At 29.0% G+C, this 16,289-nt stretch carries 13 protein-coding genes; 6 read left to right on the top strand and 7 right to left on the bottom strand.

What is annotated here, in order from left to right:
- Window positions 1–187 precede the first annotated feature (187 nt).
- Together glsA and HMPREF0202_RS02240 are read left to right on the top strand one after the other, a co-directional pair.
- A complete protein-coding gene (glsA, locus tag HMPREF0202_RS02245) occupies window positions 188–1,102 on the top strand; it encodes a glutaminase A (RefSeq protein WP_023051758.1) in 915 nt (304 codons plus the stop codon).
- A gap of 39 nt (window positions 1,103–1,141) precedes the next feature.
- On the top strand, window positions 1,142–2,530 hold the full coding sequence (locus HMPREF0202_RS02240) for an alanine/glycine:cation symporter family protein (RefSeq protein WP_023051757.1): 1,389 nt from the start codon (window positions 1,142–1,144) through the stop codon (window positions 2,528–2,530).
- 62 nt (window positions 2,531–2,592) lie between these two features.
- Here HMPREF0202_RS02240 and HMPREF0202_RS02235 read toward each other — a convergent pair whose 3' ends face one another.
- The 6 genes from HMPREF0202_RS02235 to HMPREF0202_RS02210 are packed head-to-tail and all read right to left on the bottom strand — an operon-like array spanning window position 2,593 to window position 9,505.
- Entirely contained in the window at window positions 2,593–3,486 is an 894-nt protein-coding gene (locus HMPREF0202_RS02235; RefSeq protein WP_023051756.1) for a pectinesterase family protein, read from the bottom strand.
- Window positions 3,487–3,498: 12 nt separating this feature from the next.
- Complete coding sequence (locus HMPREF0202_RS02230) at window positions 3,499–4,989, bottom strand: UxaA family hydrolase (RefSeq protein WP_023051755.1); 1,491 nt, start codon at window positions 4,987–4,989, stop codon at window positions 3,499–3,501.
- A 27-nt stretch (window positions 4,990–5,016) separates the two neighbouring features.
- Window positions 5,017–6,558, bottom strand: coding sequence for a glycoside hydrolase family 28 protein (locus tag HMPREF0202_RS02225; RefSeq protein WP_023051754.1), 1,542 nt, complete (start codon window positions 6,556–6,558; stop codon window positions 5,017–5,019).
- Between the two features lie 12 nt (window positions 6,559–6,570).
- Window positions 6,571–7,503, bottom strand: a complete 933-nt coding sequence (locus tag HMPREF0202_RS02220; protein ID WP_023051753.1) for a carbohydrate ABC transporter permease — start codon at window positions 7,501–7,503, stop codon at window positions 6,571–6,573.
- Window positions 7,504–7,506: 3 nt separating this feature from the next.
- Window positions 7,507–8,385 carry a carbohydrate ABC transporter permease gene (locus HMPREF0202_RS02215; RefSeq protein ID WP_023051752.1) on the bottom strand — a complete coding sequence of 293 codons (879 nt, stop codon included), beginning with the start codon at window positions 8,383–8,385 and terminating at the stop codon, window positions 7,507–7,509.
- The gene (locus HMPREF0202_RS02210) at window positions 8,375–9,505 is read right to left on the bottom strand and encodes a glycoside hydrolase family 88/105 protein (RefSeq protein ID WP_023051751.1); all 1,131 of its coding nucleotides are present in this window, start codon (window positions 9,503–9,505) and stop codon (window positions 8,375–8,377) included. Before HMPREF0202_RS02210 ends, HMPREF0202_RS02215 begins: the two co-directional genes overlap by 11 nt.
- Window positions 9,506–9,732: 227 nt before the next feature.
- Here HMPREF0202_RS02210 and HMPREF0202_RS02205 point away from each other — a divergent pair, with 227 nt between their 5' ends.
- A complete protein-coding gene (locus tag HMPREF0202_RS02205; RefSeq protein WP_023051750.1) occupies window positions 9,733–10,425 on the top strand; it encodes a GntR family transcriptional regulator in 693 nt (230 codons plus the stop codon).
- 35 nt (window positions 10,426–10,460) lie between these two features.
- On the opposite strand, the gene HMPREF0202_RS02200 is transcribed toward HMPREF0202_RS02205, so the two are convergent.
- Window positions 10,461–11,795, bottom strand: a complete 1,335-nt coding sequence (locus tag HMPREF0202_RS02200; RefSeq protein ID WP_023051749.1) for an MATE family efflux transporter — start codon at window positions 11,793–11,795, stop codon at window positions 10,461–10,463.
- Between the two features lie 191 nt (window positions 11,796–11,986).
- On the opposite strand from HMPREF0202_RS02200, the gene HMPREF0202_RS02195 reads away from it, so the two are divergent.
- The 3 genes from HMPREF0202_RS02195 to HMPREF0202_RS02185 are packed head-to-tail and all read left to right on the top strand — an operon-like array spanning window position 11,987 to window position 16,273.
- A complete protein-coding gene (locus HMPREF0202_RS02195) occupies window positions 11,987–13,261 on the top strand; it encodes an ABC transporter substrate-binding protein (protein ID WP_040406111.1) in 1,275 nt (424 codons plus the stop codon).
- Window positions 13,262–13,285: 24 nt separating this feature from the next.
- Window positions 13,286–14,584 carry an ABC transporter substrate-binding protein gene (locus HMPREF0202_RS02190; protein ID WP_023051747.1) on the top strand — a complete coding sequence of 433 codons (1,299 nt, stop codon included), beginning with the start codon at window positions 13,286–13,288 and terminating at the stop codon, window positions 14,582–14,584.
- A gap of 9 nt (window positions 14,585–14,593) precedes the next feature.
- Window positions 14,594–16,273 carry a periplasmic pectate lyase gene (locus HMPREF0202_RS02185; RefSeq protein ID WP_023051746.1) on the top strand — a complete coding sequence of 560 codons (1,680 nt, stop codon included), beginning with the start codon at window positions 14,594–14,596 and terminating at the stop codon, window positions 16,271–16,273.
- Window positions 16,274–16,289: the final 16 nt, after the last annotated feature.

Below are 16,289 nucleotides of genomic sequence, written 5' to 3'. Positions count from 1 at the left end.
TATATTTTAAATAGAATTTTATACTCTTCTCTATTTTTAAGCATTTTCAAACAATAAAAAAAAATTTATATAATTAAAAAATCAGAAATTAATTTCACATTGAAACAATATATTTTACTTTGTTCATATATAAAAAGTATTATAATTATATACAAAGTTTAGTAACAGTACTTTTAGGAGGTAAAAAATGCAAGAATTACTAAAAGAATTAGTTGAAAAACACAGAAAGACAACTGAATTAGGGAAAGTCGCAAGTTATATCCCTGAATTAGAAAAAACAAACCCCAGAAATCTTGGAATATATATTTTAGATAATGAGGGAAATGAATACTTTGCTGGAGATTATGATAATAAATTCACAGTACAAAGTATCTCTAAAGTAGTTGCGCTTATGTTAGCTATTTTAGATAATGGAGAGGAATATGTATTCTCTAAAGTTGGAATGGACCCTAGTGGAGACCCATTTAACTCTATTAGAAAATTAGAAACATCTAGTAGAAGAAAACCATATAATCCTATGATTAATGCTGGAGCTATCGTTGTATCTTCTATGATTAAAGGTGATGATGCAAAGGATAAATTCAATCGACTTCTTGAATTTTTCAAAAAAATAACAGAAGACCCATCTCTTGAACTAAACCCAAAGGTTTATTTAAGTGAATCTGAAACAGGAAATAAAAATAGAGCTATGGGATATTATTTGAAATCTGAGGGAATTATCACAGGAAATGTAGAGGAAGCTTTAGAAGTTTATTTTAAGCAATGTTCTATTGATGTCACTGCAAAAACAATTGCAAAACTAGGTTTATTTCTAGCTAATGAAGGACAAACTAGTACTGGCGAACAAGTTGTTTCTAATAGAGTTAGCCGAATTGTAAAAACACTTATGGTTACATGTGGAATGTATGATAACTCTGGTGAGTTTGCTGTAAGAGTTGGTTTACCGTCAAAAAGTGGAGTTGGTGGAGGAATCGTTTCCGTTGTTCCTCATAAAATGGGAATTGGTATTTACTCACCTGCTCTTGATCAAAAAGGAAATCCTATAGCTGGAGTATGTCTTTTAGAAGACCTATGCAATGAGCTTAAATGTAGAATATTCTAAACACACACACAATTTATTATATATTATATAGGAGGAACAATGAATATTATCAACACACTTAACAACATTTTATGGTCTTATGTTTTAATCGCAGTTCTTATTATTTCAGGATTATATTTCACTTTTAAATTAAAGTTTGCAAATATAACTGAGATTAAAGAGATGTTTAAAGTAATGCTTGAAAAAGGAAATGGAAAAGGTGTTTCACCATTCCAAGCATTTTGCATTAGTGCTGGTTCTAAAGTTGGAACTGGTAGTTTAGCAGGAGTTGCCCTTGCTATATCTGTTGGTGGACCGGGATCTATATTTTGGATGTGGATTTTAGCTTTAGTAGCTGGTAGTTTGAGTTTAGTTGAAAATACTTTAGCTCAAATTTATAAAAAGAAAGAGGATGGAATCTTTGTTGGTGGACCAGCTTATTATATGGAATTAGGTATGAATAAAAAATATCTTGGTGTAGCTTTTTCCATTCTTATTACAATAACTTATGGTTTTATTTTTAATGCTGTTCAAGCTAATACAATTACAGTAGCTTTTCAACATGCGTATGGTATAAATCAATTTTATGGAGCTATTATTTTAACTGTATTAACAGCTATAATCATTTTAGGAGGAGCTCATAGAATTGCAAAAGTTTCAGAGATTATTGTTCCAATTATGGGTGTATTTTATTTAGTAGTTGCTATTTTTATAGTTTTAAAGAACATTGCAGCTCTTCCTGGAGTACTTTCATTAATTATGACAAACGCTTTTGATCCAGCTGCTGCTGGTGGAGGTGCTCTTGGAGTTATTGTTATGGAAGGTATTAAAAGAGGTCTTTTTTCAAATGAAGCTGGTATGGGATCAACTCCAAACGCTGGAGCTAGTGCTTCTACAGATCACCCTTTCAAACAGGGATTAGTTCAAACTTTAGGAGTTTATGTTACTACATTAGCTATTTGTTCTGCTACAGCTTTTATCATTCTTTTCTCTGGAGTATTAGGAACTACTACTCATAAAGGAATTGAATTAACTCAAACTGCTATGATACATGAACTTGGAATTTTTGGTAGAATTTTCTTGATGGCTTGTATATTTTTATTTGCTTTTTCATCAGTTATTGGAAATTACTTCTACGGAATTGTTAATATAGCCTATACTGAAAAAAAATGGTTAGAAAACCCATTTAAAGTTGTTGCTCTTGCTATGGTTTTCTGGGGTTCTATCAAAGATGCTCCATCTGTTTGGGCTATGGCTGATTTATTTATGGCATTCATGGCACTTTTCAATATATATGCTATTACTAAACTTAGAGTTCCTGCTATTGAATGTATTCATCACTATTTAGAAGAAAGAAAAGCCAAAAGAAACCCTGTTTTCACCAAGAACGTTCTTTCTAACTCTACAGGTGTAGAGTGCTGGGATGATAAAGGAGAAGTTTCTCTTTAATTCTCTAAATATATAAGATAATTTATAAACTAAAATGGATGGACAATTGAGTCCATCCATTTTTATATATTCCAATTTTCAAACAATTTTTCTTTAGAGTAATTTTTCATCTCTTCTTTTAATAAAACTCTTCTTTTTATATTTACAATACTTCCTTCACCATAATTATTATACTCATAAAATCTAGCGTCATCTGGAGAAAATCCTGACATTGAATCCCAACCTTCCTCTTTTATGTGTGAACCTAAATATGAGTTCATAACTATTGCACTTGGATTATATCCTGCTCTTTTTCCTGGATGCCAAGGTCTACCTATAAAAATTGTATTGCTTTCTCCATCACTATCAAATTTACAATTATTAAAGATGTATCCTATCTCTTGATTGTAAAGTGTTGATGGGGCCATTACATAACCAACTCCCTCATCTCTTTTCTTTGAAAAAATATTACAATTTTCAAAATAAGCCTGTGCTCCTCCAAAAATAAAATCTACATTTCCTTCTATATAACTATCTTTATAATATTGTCTTCCTTTATTTGCGTACAAAGTATCTTGATATCCCAAAAATTCACACCCTATAAATAGAGATTTATCTGCATCATTTTTTAAAGCTACAGCCTGTTTATCCTTTAAAAATGATTTTGGATAACCAAAGTCATTTTTAAAAACTATATTTTCAGCTTTAAATCCTTTAGCATTTGATGTTAATGTTACTGTTGCACTTCCACTTGTTCCATAAGTTTTAGCAGAATCTTCTCTCATTAAAGTTCCTGATGCATCACTCCAAACTAAAATAACTTTTCCCTTTTCTTCTCCAACTAGTGTTATATTTGGTTTATCAATTAATATTTTCTCTCGATATATACCATTTTTTAAATATATTACAACTTGATGATGTTGAATACTATCAATTATATTTTGAATACTTTCATCATTATTAACTTGTATTAACATCTATCCTCCCTCTTAAAGAGTCACACCATTTTTAAAAATAGCGATTTCTTTAAAATTATTTATTTCATTATTTGTTTTTCTACCTTCAACTACTTCTATTATATAATCAACGAATTCATCTAGCAATTCTTTCATTGTAACATTGCTATCTAATAGTTTTCCTGCATCAAAATCAATCCATTTTGGCTTTTTCTTTGCCAGTTCAGTATTTGTTGATATTTTTATTGTTGGAACAAATCCACCATACGGAGTTCCCCGTCCTGTTGTAAAAAGAACTATATGAGCTCCAGCTGCTCCTAATGCTGTAGTAGCAACCAAGTCATTCCCTGGCGCCTCAAGAAGTACCAATCCTTTAGATTTGACTACCTCTCCATATCTTAATACATCTTTGACTTTAGAAATACCTGATTTTTGAGTACACCCCAAGGATTTATCTTCTAGTGTTGATATTCCACCCTCTTTATTTCCAGGAGATGGATTTTCATAAATAGACTGATTATACGAGATAAAGTATTTTTTAAAATCATTAACCATATCTACTGTTTTATTAAATATATCTTTATTAATACATCTTTTCATAAGTAAAGTTTCTGCTCCAAACATTTCTGGAACTTCTGTCAAAATTGTTGTCCCATCATGTTCGACTATATAGTCTGAGAATTCCCCTACTAGTGGATTTGCAGTTATTCCAGAAAATCCATCTGACCCTCCGCATTCAAGTCCTACAACTAAATCTCCGAACTCTTTTTCAACTCTTGATTCAGAAATAACTTTATCGTATAACTCTTTTAAAAGTTCTACACCTTCCTCTATTTCATCTTCGGAATCTTGAGCTATCAAAAATCTAACTCTTTCTTTATCAAACTCACCTAAAGTTTCTTTGAACTCTTTCACTTGATTATTTTCACAACCAAGCCCTAAAACTAAAACTCCTCCTGCATTTGGATGTGTCACTATATTTTGAAGTGTTGTTCTAGTTGTTATATGATCCTTTCCTAACTGTGAGCACCCGTAATTATGTTTAAAAACATTTAATCCATCTACTTTTGATATATCAAATCTCTTTTTAAACTCTTCTATTATATTTTCTCCAATCCCATTTACACATCCTACAGTTGGAATAATCCACAACTCATTTCTAATACCTATCTTATTATTTTTTCTTAAATACACATTTACTTTTTTTCTTTTAGCTCCTTCTAAATCTACACCTTCTAAATCTCCATATGAATATGTATCTAAATCATTCAAATTTGTTTTCAAATTATGTGTATGTATCCATTGACCTGCTTCTACATCTTTCAAAGTATGACCTATTGGCATTCCATATTTTATTACATCTTTATTTTTTCCCAACAACTCTAAAGTAAACTTATGACCTTTTTTTATATCCTCTTTTAATTTAATTTTTAAATCTTCAACCTCTACAATTTCTCCTTTATTTATAGGTAAAAGGGCAACTGCAACATTATCTTTTTTATTTATTCGTATACATTTTTTCATTTTACCGTACCCCTTTAAAGAGTTATCTTACTCTTTTTCTCCTTGAATTCTTATTTGTTCCCCAACATTTCCAGATATAACAACATTTTCAAACTTTACATTTTCTGCATTTGCTATAAAAAACCCACATTTACTCTCTTTTTCGATATGAGACATCATAGCTGGATAATCTGCTTCTACATCTTTGTTTGTAAAACTTATATTTATGTTTTTAAATTTTATATTTTCAATAGGTTTTTCTGGCAGTCCATATAAAAATCCAGCACAAACCTCTGTCTCTATACATACAATATTTTCAAATTCTAAATTTTTTATATGAGGTGTTCTCTTATCTACAGGGAGTTTTTCTTTTGTATAAACATACTCTGTTTTTCCATCTGGATCACAAAAATAGAAAGAATTAAAAACAAATGGAACTTTAACTTCATCCATATATACATCTTTTACGATAATTCCATCAATAACTCCTTGTTCCCCTCTTCCTCTTCTTGTTTTTACCCTAATACCTTTATCAGTTTTGTAAAAAATACATTTTTCAATATTAACGTTTTTTACTCCTCCAGACATTTCACTACCTATAACCACTCCTCCATGACCATATTTCATCAAGCAATTTCTTATTTGAAAATTTTCTGATGGAGTTTTTAATTTTTCTCCTAAATATAATTTTCCAGATTTTATTGCTATGCAATCGTCTCCTACTGAAAAATCTATGCCGATGTATTCTACATTTTTACATGATTCCGGATCTATTCCATCAGTATTTGGTGAATCGGCTGGATTTTGAATTTTTAAATTTATAAATTTTAAATTTTCAGAAAAAAATGGATGAACTGTCCATGATGGTGAATTTTTTATCGTAACTCCCTCGATAGTTATATTCTTACACTTATTTAAAAATATTGTTCTTGGTCTCCAGGCTCCTCTTTTAATCTTTGGATTATTCCACCAATTTTCTTTAGAGGCTTGTCCATTTATAACTCCTTCTCCAATTATTTTTACATTTTCTATGTTTATTCCTGTAATTATTGAAGAAAAACTATCTAATGGATTTCCTTCCCAAGTTCCTAAATAATATTCTTCATCTTTTTCATTTTCTATTAATCCTGGAAGAATTCCAAAATTATCTCGATTAGTATCACCTAAAATTTCAGCTCCAGCTCCTAATTCAATAGTTATATCACTTTTTAAAAATAACGATGTAACTAAATATTTTCCTTTAGGAATATACACTCTTCCATTTTTAGGACAAGACATTATTGCTGTTTGCAAAGGAAGGGTATCATTTGATACTCCATCCCCCTTCACTCCAAATCTCTTAACATTTAATGAAAAACTTTCACTTTTTGTTATAAAATCTTTCTTTATTAACAATTCTCCATTATCGTAAATTTCCAGTGTATAATTTGTTTCTGGTTCTAAATCATAAACACTATTAACTGTTTTTTCTATTTCAAATTTTTGTTTTCCAATCTTAACTTCTAACTTATTTTTAAGATAGAATCTATCTGTGTTATTTATTTCAAAAGTAAAACTTCTTGAATTTATTAATACTATATTTATCTCCATATTTTACCTCTCTTATCCTTTTACTCCTCCAGCTGAAATTCCATCTACAAAGTGTCTTTGAGCACAGAAAAATACAATTAATGAAGGTGCTAATCCAATTATTGACATCGCTAAAATTTGATTCCAGTTTACACTGCTACTTACATCCATAGACATTTTTAATGCCAATGCTACTGGATATTTTTCAACACTTGATAAATAGATTAACGGCCCCATAAAATCATTCATAGTCCACATAAATTGAAATAGTGCAATAGATATTATTGCTGGTTTTAGCATAGGAACCATTATATAAATAAGTGTTTGTAAAGAGTTACATCCATCTACACAAGCAGCCTCTTCAATCTCCTTAGGTAACCCTCTTATAAATTGTATTAACATGAATACAAAGAATGTATCTGTAGCAAAAGCTGCAGGAATAAATAAAGGTAAATATGTATCTAACCAACCAAAGTTTTTATACATTAAAAATTGTGGAATTCTTAAAACTACATTTGGTAGTAAAAGAGTTGATATCAAAATTCCAAATAAAATCTTTTTCCCTGGGAATTTAAATCTTGCAAAACCATAAGCTGTTAAAACTGCTGATACAATTGTTAAAGCAACTTTTGGTAAAACAATTTTAAAGGTGTTAAAAAAATATGTTGTAAATGTATACTCCGTTGACGTTTTCCATCCATTTACATATCCACTAAAATCAAATTTAAAATCTTTAGGTATAAATCCTATACTTGTAAAAATATCAGCATTTGTTTTAAAAGAAGCTCCTAGTAACCAAATTAAAGGATAGAGCATAGCTATTCCAACAATAGCTAAAGTTAAATATCTCAATCCAACTTTAATACCTGATATTATATTTCTTTTTCTTGCTCTTAATTGATTCTCTTTTCTGATATCATCTGAGATTTCATCTATTGATATATTTATATTTTTTACATTTTCCATTTTTTATTCCTCCCCACTATCAGAGTAGTGTACCCAATATTTTTGACTTCTAAATGAAAATAGTGTGAATATCATTATTATTAAAAATAATACCCATGATATCGCTGAAGCATACCCCATTTGATAGTAATTAAATGCATTATCATATATTAATAGTGGTAGTAATTTTGTTGAGTTAAGTGGTCCACCACCTGTTATAATATAAGGTCCATTAAATTCTTGGAAAGCTTGAATAAGTTGCATAATAAAGTTAAAGAATATAACTGGTGATATCATCGGAATTGTTATATTTAAAAACATCATTGTTTGTGAAGCTCCCTCTATTCTAGCTGATTCATATAATTCTTCTGGTATATTTTTTAAAGCTGCTAAAAATATCACCATTGCAGATCCAAACTGCCAAGCTCTTAAAAGACTTACTGTAAATAATGCATACTTTGGATCTCCTAACCATGAAATTGGATTAACTCCTAAATATCCAATTATTATATTTATTAATCCTTGATCTGAAAATAAAAATCTCCATAAAACAGCTATTGCAACACTTCCTCCTAATATAGATGGTATATAATAAGCCGTTCTAAAAAAGTTTATTCCCTTTAATTTATAATTTAAAATGTTTGCTATAAATAATGCAAAAGCTAACTTTATAGGAACTGTTATAAATACATATTTTAAGGTATTAGACAATGTTTTTAAAAATAAAGGGTCATTAAATAACTTTATATAATTTGAAAGACCTACAAATTTTGGTGCACTTAATAAATTGTAATTTGTAAAACTTAACCAAAGTGATGAAATAAAAGGATAAACTGTAAAAATTAAAAATCCTATTATCCATGGAGCTATAAATAAATATCCGTTAAATTGTTTACTTTTCACTATTCATCACATCCTTTTCTAAATATAAATACTCACTATATGTCATCAAAAATATTCCACTGCCTTTTACATCATCAGAAACAATAGGCTCTGATAAGTAATATTCGTAGCTTCCATCTCTTTCTTGACCACCAAATCCACCTAATCCTGCAACTAAACAAATTCCATCTAAAGATAAACTTTTATCTTCTTTTTCTCTTAAGTATTCTTTATAAATTCCTTCAAAAGCCTTTTTTCCAATTTCTGAGTACCTTTCACCGATATATCCTAATCTTGCTCCTTTCATCATGGCATAGGCTACCATTAAAGATCCAGAAGTCTCAAGATAGTTTCCATTCATCTCTTTTTTATCTACAATCTGATACCACATATTTTTCATCAAATCTCTGTACTCATCTACCCCTTTTATCGCCTCTTTGAATAAGATTTGAAGCCCTCTATATTCATTAAAAATCTCTTCTGACATATATTCTAAAGTATCAACTATCGACATTAAATGCCATCCGATGGCTCTTAACCAAAAGTTTTTAGAAAGCCCTGTTTCTGGAACTATCCAACTACATTTTTTAGCTGTATCCCATCCATGGTAATGCAATTTAAACTTTTCATCAAACATATTTTCTCTAACATTAATAAAATGTTTAAAAATATCTCCATAATTTCTTTTTCCATTGAACTCTGTCTCATATCTTATATAAAAGGGTTCAACCATATACATCCCATCTAGCCAAACTTGATTTTCATATCTTTTTTTATGCCAAAAATTCCCTTGTGGAACTCTTGGATGTTCTAAAATTTGTTCATATAATTTTTCAATTGCTTTTCTATATTTTTCATTCCCTGTAAAATTATAAACATCAAATAGAACTTTTCCTGCATTTATATTGTCTATATTAAACTCATTTTTCTCATAACCCTTTATAACTCCATCTTCATCTATAAAATCATCAAGATAACTATATACAAAATTTAAATATTCATCTTCTTTCGTTGTTTTATATAGCAACATTGCCCCTTGTAATAAACATCCATCTTCATAGCACCACTTTCCCTTATATGGTTTATAACTTTTTAAATAGTTACTTATATACTTTCTAGACTTTGTATTTATAGAATCCATTTTGTTACCTCCTTTAATTATTTTACACTAGTATCCTAGTAAACATTTTTAAAAAAGTCAAGACTTTTTTATTTCAAAATAGTTTTTTTTGTATATATATAGTATTTTTTGTTTTTATAATGTTAGTAAAATATTATTTTTATTGATATTGCTATATTAAAATTTTGCACATTTTAATATTTCTGGTATAATAAAAATAGAATATAAAGAACTGTTGGAGGTGTACTTTGAATTTATCAAAAGTTAATCGTCAATTTGGCGAGAATACTAAAAATTTTATATATAGAGTTTTAAAAACAAATATAATGATTCTAAATATTAAACCTGGAACTGGGATAAGCGAATCTGATATCGGTGAAACTTTAGGTGTTAGTAGGACTCCTATTAGAGAATCTGTCGTTAAATTATCTGAAGAAAGACTAATGGATGTTTATCCACAAAAGGGATCATTCGTATCTCTAATTGATTTAAAATTAGTTGAAGAGGCTTTTTTCATGAGAAAAATCGTCGAAAGAGAAGTTCTAAAACTCGCTACAACAAATTTCTCAAACCAAGCTATTAAAGAGCTTGAAAAAAACTTAAAATTTCAAAATATAATTGCTCAAATTGAAGAGGATCATACAGAACTTTTTTTCTTAGATAACGATTTTCATAGAATCATTTATAAAGAAGTTGGAAAAGAAAGAGTTTGGGAGGCTGTTCAATCATTAAGTACTCACTATGATCGTGTTAGGTTTTTAGATGCTATTGAAAAAACAAATTTAATTCCGACACTTGATCAACACAAAGATATTATTAATATAATTAGAGATGGCGACATTAACAAAGTCGATGAAATGATTGATAAACATCTTTCAAATTTTAAAAATAAAATTGGATATTTAATTGAAAAATATCCTGATTATTTCCTAAAATCTTAAATTACAAATAAAACCTACCTTAAATTTGGTAGGTTTTATACTTTTTTCTCCCAATCAACTCTTTTATATAAAACAAACGAAAACACTAGTGCAAAAAGATTACTAAACAACATAGAATACCATATTGAAAATTCATATAAAACTAATAAGTTTTCAAATATTAGTATAAAAGGAACCCTAAATATCCAAACCCTTCCAAAATGACAATACATTCCAAATTTAGTATGTCCCGTTCCTTGAAATACTGCTGCTAACGGTTGAAATATAGCCCAAGGAATTACACTTATCAACATAATTTTCAAATAATTTATTGAGTGTTTTTTTATTTCTATATCTTTAGTAAATATATCTATAACTGGATTTAAAATTAAAAATACAACAATCATTGATACCATTCCTACAAATAATCCGCAAACAATTCCAGTTCTTAGGACATTTTTTGCTTTTTTTATATTTTTTGCTCCAACATTCTGTCCCACTAAAATAGCTACTGCTGTTCCTATTCCATTTATTAATACATAAATTATATTGTTAATTCTGTTTCCTACACCGTAAGCTGCTAAAACTTCTGTTCCGTATTTAACAACAAAAATATTTATTATTATAAAACTTAATGAATTGGTAATAGTTGTAAGCGATGATGGAATTCCTAACTTCAATATTCTATAAAAAATATCTTTTTTAATTTTTAAAAATTCTAAACTTATCTCTCGCTTTAAATAAAGTTCATATGTACAGTACCCTCCTAATATTACATTTGCTATTAAGGTTGCAAATCCAATTCCATATAATCCTAATTTAAATTTATTTATAAATAAAGAATTTAAAAATATATTTAGAATAGTTGAAAATGCTATTAAATATAAAGGACTCATACTTTTTCCTTTTGAATTTTTTATTGTTATATATGTTGATACTAAAAAAGTCATTGGAATCGTTAAAAAAATAAATTTTATATACAAACTACTTTTTTCCAACAACTCTCCATCAGCTCCTGAAAATTTCAATATTTTCTCACAAAAAATAAATGATAATATTGTTATAAACAAAGATACCAATATATTTATACTCAATAGTTGACTATTTGTTTTTAGGATTTCTTTCTTATCTTTTTTTCCTACCAGCTGACTTATTATTACTCCTCCACCTACTGCAAACCCACTGCCTATTCCCACTATCATCTGGGTTATTGGACTTGTAAAAGATGAAGTAGCTAATTCTACTCCGCCTACTTTTCCCATATAGTATGAATCGGCGAGATTATATAAGTTTTGTAAAAAATTTGATAATATTATTGGGCTAGCTAATAATATCAAATTTTTCACATCCTTTTTTTCTAAACTCCACCCTTCAACTTTCTCTTTTAACATGATAATCCTCCGATTGATTCATTCTATTTTAGAACTTTTTATTTAAAAAAAACATAATAAAAATTTGACTTTTTTATTTTTTTAAGGTATGTTTTAATTGTAAATACATTTTAACTTGTATCCTAGAATGTTAACATACTAATAAACAAGTTTCAATGAGAAAATTTTTTATAATACGGGAGGTATATTTTATGGATTTCAAAAAATTACTTTTACTAGGTTCAGTTGTTGTAGGGATGTCCTATCCGACAATTTCTTCAGCTAATTCTAAAGTTGTGAATTTAAAAATGTCTTGGTGGGGTGGAGACGATAGACATAAAAAAACATTAGAGGCACTAAAACTTTTTGAAGAAAAATATCCTAATATTAAAGTTAAAGGAGAGTACGGTGGATGGAGCGGGTGGCAAGAAAAAGTTACCACTCAAATAATTGGAAATACTGCACCTGATGTTATGCAGATTAACTGGAACTGGATTGATCTTTTTTCAAAAGATGGAAATGGATTTTATGATTTAAATAAACTTTCAGACACTATTAATCTTGATAATTATAACTCTGATATACTTAATCAGTGTTCTGTTAATGGGAAGTTAAATGCTATTCCAATTGGAATGACTGGAAAGGTATTTTATATAAACGAAACTACGTATGCTAAAGCCGGCCTTTCAATTCCTAAAAACTTCAATGAAATGATTTCATCAGCTAAGATTATTAGAGAAAAATTAGGAAATGATTATTATGCTTTTGATACTGATGCTTATGGAGCTCTTCTTCTTATGCTTTATAAATTAGAACAAGAAACTGGAAAGCCATTTATCGTTAATAATAAAGTTGCTTATACAGAAGCAGAACTCGTTGAGGCTATTAATTTTTACAATAATCTAGTTGAACAAAACGCTCTACCATCATTAAAAGTTAGAGCTGCTGCTGGATTCATTCCTTTAGATCAACATCCAAGTTGGATTCAAGGTAAATATGCAGGAACATATGAATGGGATAGTTCCGCTCAAAAATGGCAAGATGCTCTTGAAGGAAATCAAAAATTAGTTTTAGCTGACTTTCCAACAGAATTTGGAGAAAATAAATCTGCATTCAATAAAGTTTCTATGGCTTTTGCTATTAAGAAAAATACAAAATACCCAAAAGAAGCTGCTACTTTAGTTGAATTTTTAACAACAGATCCTGAAGCTGTAAAAATTCTTGGAACTTCTAGAGGAATCCCTTCTAATTCTACTGCTGTTGAGGTATTAGAAAGTAATGGACAACTTACTGGTTTAGCTTTTGAAGCTAATAATGCTGTTAAAGATTTTGCTGGAAAAGGTATACACCCTCTTTTTGAACATAAAAAATTAAATACAGATCTAAGAGGTGCAATCGAAACTTTTGGATATGGTCAAGCAAATGCTGAACAAACAGCTAAATCAATCATATCTATCACTAATGAATTTTTATCTCAAAACCAATAAAAATATATTATAGGGAGAATATCTATGAGTTATAAAAAAGTCTTTTTTCTATCATTAACTGCATTATCTATTTTCACAGCATGTAACAAAGATAAAGAAAATATATCCTCTTCAACTCCAAGTAACCAAAATATAACATTAAGAGTTTCGTGGTGGGGTGGGGATGATAGGCACAAAAAAACTATAGAAGCTTTAAAACTTTTTGAAGAAAAATACCCTAATATAAAAATTAAATCAGAATATGGTGGATGGCAAGGATGGCAAGAAAAAATCACTACTCAAATGGCTGGTGATATGGCCGCTGATCTTATACAAATTAACTGGAACTGGATAAATATTTTTTCTAAAAATGGAGATGGTTTTTATAACCTAAATGATTTATCTACTACCCTTGATTTGAATCAATATGATAAAAATATTTTAGAACAATGTGTTATTAATAATAAATTAAATGCTATTCCTTATGGAGTTGCCGGAAGAGTCTTTCTGTACAATAAAACAACTTACGATAAAGTTGGCTTACCTCTTCCTAAAAGTTTCCAAGATATTGTTACTTCTACTCAGATAATGAAAGAGAAGCTTGGTCCTGATTACTTTGGATTTGAATCTGATTACTATGGTGCTCTTCTTCTTATGCTTTATAAACTAGAGCAAGAAACTGGAAAACCATTTATTGTCAATAATAAAGTGGCTTATAGTCAACAAGAGCTAAAAAATGCTGCTGATTTTTACTTAAATTTAGTTAATACTAAAACCATTCCTTCTTTAGAAGATCGAGCTGCCGCTGGAAATATTCAACTTGATCAACATCCATCTTGGATTGTTGGAAAATTTGGTGGAACTTATGAATGGGATAGCGCTTCTTTAAAATGGAGAGATTCTTTAGAAGAAGGACAAGAACTTGTTGTTGGTGAGTACCCAAAAGATTTCGGACTCCACAAATCTGGGTTTTCAAAAGTGTCTATGGCTTTTGCAATTAATAAAAATACTAAATATCCAAAAGAAACGGCTGAATTACTTAATTTTTTAATATCTGATCCTGAAGCTGTTAAAATTCTTGGAGTGTCTAGAGGAATTCCAGCTAATACTTCTGCTGTTACTACTTTAAAAGAAAATAACCTTTTGGATTCATTCATTTTAGAAGCTAACAATAAAGTTATTGATTTTGCTGGTAAAGGTATACATCCTCTATTTGAACATAAGCAGTTACATGTAGCTTTAAAAGATATTATAGATAAATTAGGTTATAAACAGCTTTCACCTGAAGATGCTTCTAATCAAATTATTAATGTAACAAATGAGTTTTTAAAAGAGAATAACTAGGGGGAATATATGAACAAAACCTTCAAACTTTCACTTTTTTTAGGGCTAACAACTTTAGCCCTAGGAAAAGTAGATTACACTGAAAATGATAAAGCTCGACTTGAAACTGTTAAAATTTTTTATAAAAATATAATTACTAATGGTCAAAGTAAGGTTAATCCAACACCACTTTTAGCTGACGGTATCAATACTATAACAGAAAAACCTGTCGAATGGATTTATCCCAACGGAGAAAAAGTTAAAATCTCTAACTTTGCAAACCAGCAAAATTTTTTAAGAACTCTAGTTATTTTATCTGAGGTTACAGGAGACTCACAATATAAAAATACTGCACTTGATACAACAAACTATTTTTTAGATAACTTTACTGATAAAAATGGACTTTACTATTGGGGAGGTCATAGATTTATCAACTTAGATACTCTTAAATTAGAGGGGCCTCAAGATAAAAATCAAGTTCACGAATTAAAAAATCATTTTCCATATTACGAATTCTTATATGAAGTAAATCCAATAAATACTAAAAATTATGTTACTGCTTTTTGGAATGGTCATATTGAAGATTGGGAAACTTTAGATATGGGAAGACACGGAAGTTATAATAAAAAATTAGATACAAATATCTTTAAAAATAATACCCCAATAGATATTGTAATCACTGAAAATCTACCTATACTCCCAGAAACAAAAGGATTAACATTTATTAATGCTGGTTCTGATTTAGTGTATTCAGCTTTTATTTTAAATAGTTTTGAAAATAATCCTGATATGACTAACTGGGCGAAAACACTTTTAAAACAATATGAACTTGCAAAAAATCCTAAAACTGGAGCTCCTGTATATCAATTTTCATCACCTAAGAAAAGAGAATGGCCACCTAAATCAGATTCTGATACTAACTCTAAATACGGTGATCGAGCCTATAGACAATTTGGACCAGAGTTTGGAGATATTGCAAAAGAAGGAAATGCATTATTTAAAGGAAATGCAAAGGCTATTATAGTAGATAACGCCTTAATTTTAACTGAAATTTATAAAAAAACTGGTGATAAAGAACTTTTAAACTGGTCAATAAATACTCTTAAAAACTTCTATAAAATATCTTTTGATTATGAGACTGGCGAAATTAAACCTGTTTGGAATGATGGAACTGATTTAACTAACTATACTTTAATTAGAGACGGATATTATGGAAAAAAGGGGAGTAAATTAACAAAAACAAAGCCTGCCACTGAAGAATATGCTATCGCCCTTATCAGATCTTATGAAGTATCTAAAGATATTGATCTTTGGAATCTTGCTAGAGTAATGAGTGATAAAACTTTTTCTCTTGGTGATATTGGAACAACTAATGGTCAAAACATTAAATTAGATTTCAAAACTAAAAATTCGTCACCTTACGCATTACTACTAATGACTGATTTATATGAGATTACAAAAAATGATAGCTATTTAAAAATGGCAAAAGTTATTGGAGATAATATAGTTAATACTAAATTTAAAAATGGTTATTTTGTAGAAGATGCAAGATATTTAAACTCAAGAATTGATTCCCCCGAAGCTTTTGCTTTAGTAACTTTAGATGCAACTTTAAAAGGTAAATCTAATTCTATCCCAAAATATATTAGTAATGGGGGATATATTCATGGCGAGCATATTGAAGGCGATTCAGTGTATGATAAAATGTAATTTATAAAAAAACAAC

The organism is Cetobacterium somerae ATCC BAA-474 (genome assembly GCF_000479045.1).
Classification (GTDB): Bacteria; Fusobacteriota; Fusobacteriia; order Fusobacteriales; family Fusobacteriaceae; genus Cetobacterium_A; species Cetobacterium_A somerae.
Note: the sequence above shows the minus strand (reverse complement) of the source record. Positions and strands in the feature narration are given on the sequence as shown.

Excerpts from the sequence above, each read along its gene's own strand:
- glsA (WP_023051758.1), top strand. The coding sequence starts at position 188 with ATGCAAGAATTACTAAAAGAATTAGTTGAAAAACACAGAAAGACAACT.
- HMPREF0202_RS02240 (WP_023051757.1), top strand. The coding sequence starts at position 1,142 with ATGAATATTATCAACACACTTAACAACATTTTATGGTCTTATGTTTTA.
- HMPREF0202_RS02235 (WP_023051756.1), bottom strand. The coding sequence starts at position 3,486 with ATGTTAATACAAGTTAATAATGATGAAAGTATTCAAAATATAATTGAT.
- HMPREF0202_RS02230 (WP_023051755.1), bottom strand. The coding sequence starts at position 4,989 with ATGAAAAAATGTATACGAATAAATAAAAAAGATAATGTTGCAGTTGCC.
- HMPREF0202_RS02225 (WP_023051754.1), bottom strand. The coding sequence starts at position 6,558 with ATGGAGATAAATATAGTATTAATAAATTCAAGAAGTTTTACTTTTGAA.
- HMPREF0202_RS02220 (WP_023051753.1), bottom strand. The coding sequence starts at position 7,503 with ATGGAAAATGTAAAAAATATAAATATATCAATAGATGAAATCTCAGAT.
- HMPREF0202_RS02210 (WP_023051751.1), bottom strand. The coding sequence starts at position 9,505 with ATGGATTCTATAAATACAAAGTCTAGAAAGTATATAAGTAACTATTTA.
- HMPREF0202_RS02200 (WP_023051749.1), bottom strand. The coding sequence starts at position 11,795 with ATGTTAAAAGAGAAAGTTGAAGGGTGGAGTTTAGAAAAAAAGGATGTG.
- HMPREF0202_RS02195 (WP_040406111.1), top strand. The coding sequence starts at position 11,987 with ATGGATTTCAAAAAATTACTTTTACTAGGTTCAGTTGTTGTAGGGATG.
- HMPREF0202_RS02190 (WP_023051747.1), top strand. The coding sequence starts at position 13,286 with ATGAGTTATAAAAAAGTCTTTTTTCTATCATTAACTGCATTATCTATT.
- HMPREF0202_RS02185 (WP_023051746.1), top strand. The coding sequence starts at position 14,594 with ATGAACAAAACCTTCAAACTTTCACTTTTTTTAGGGCTAACAACTTTA.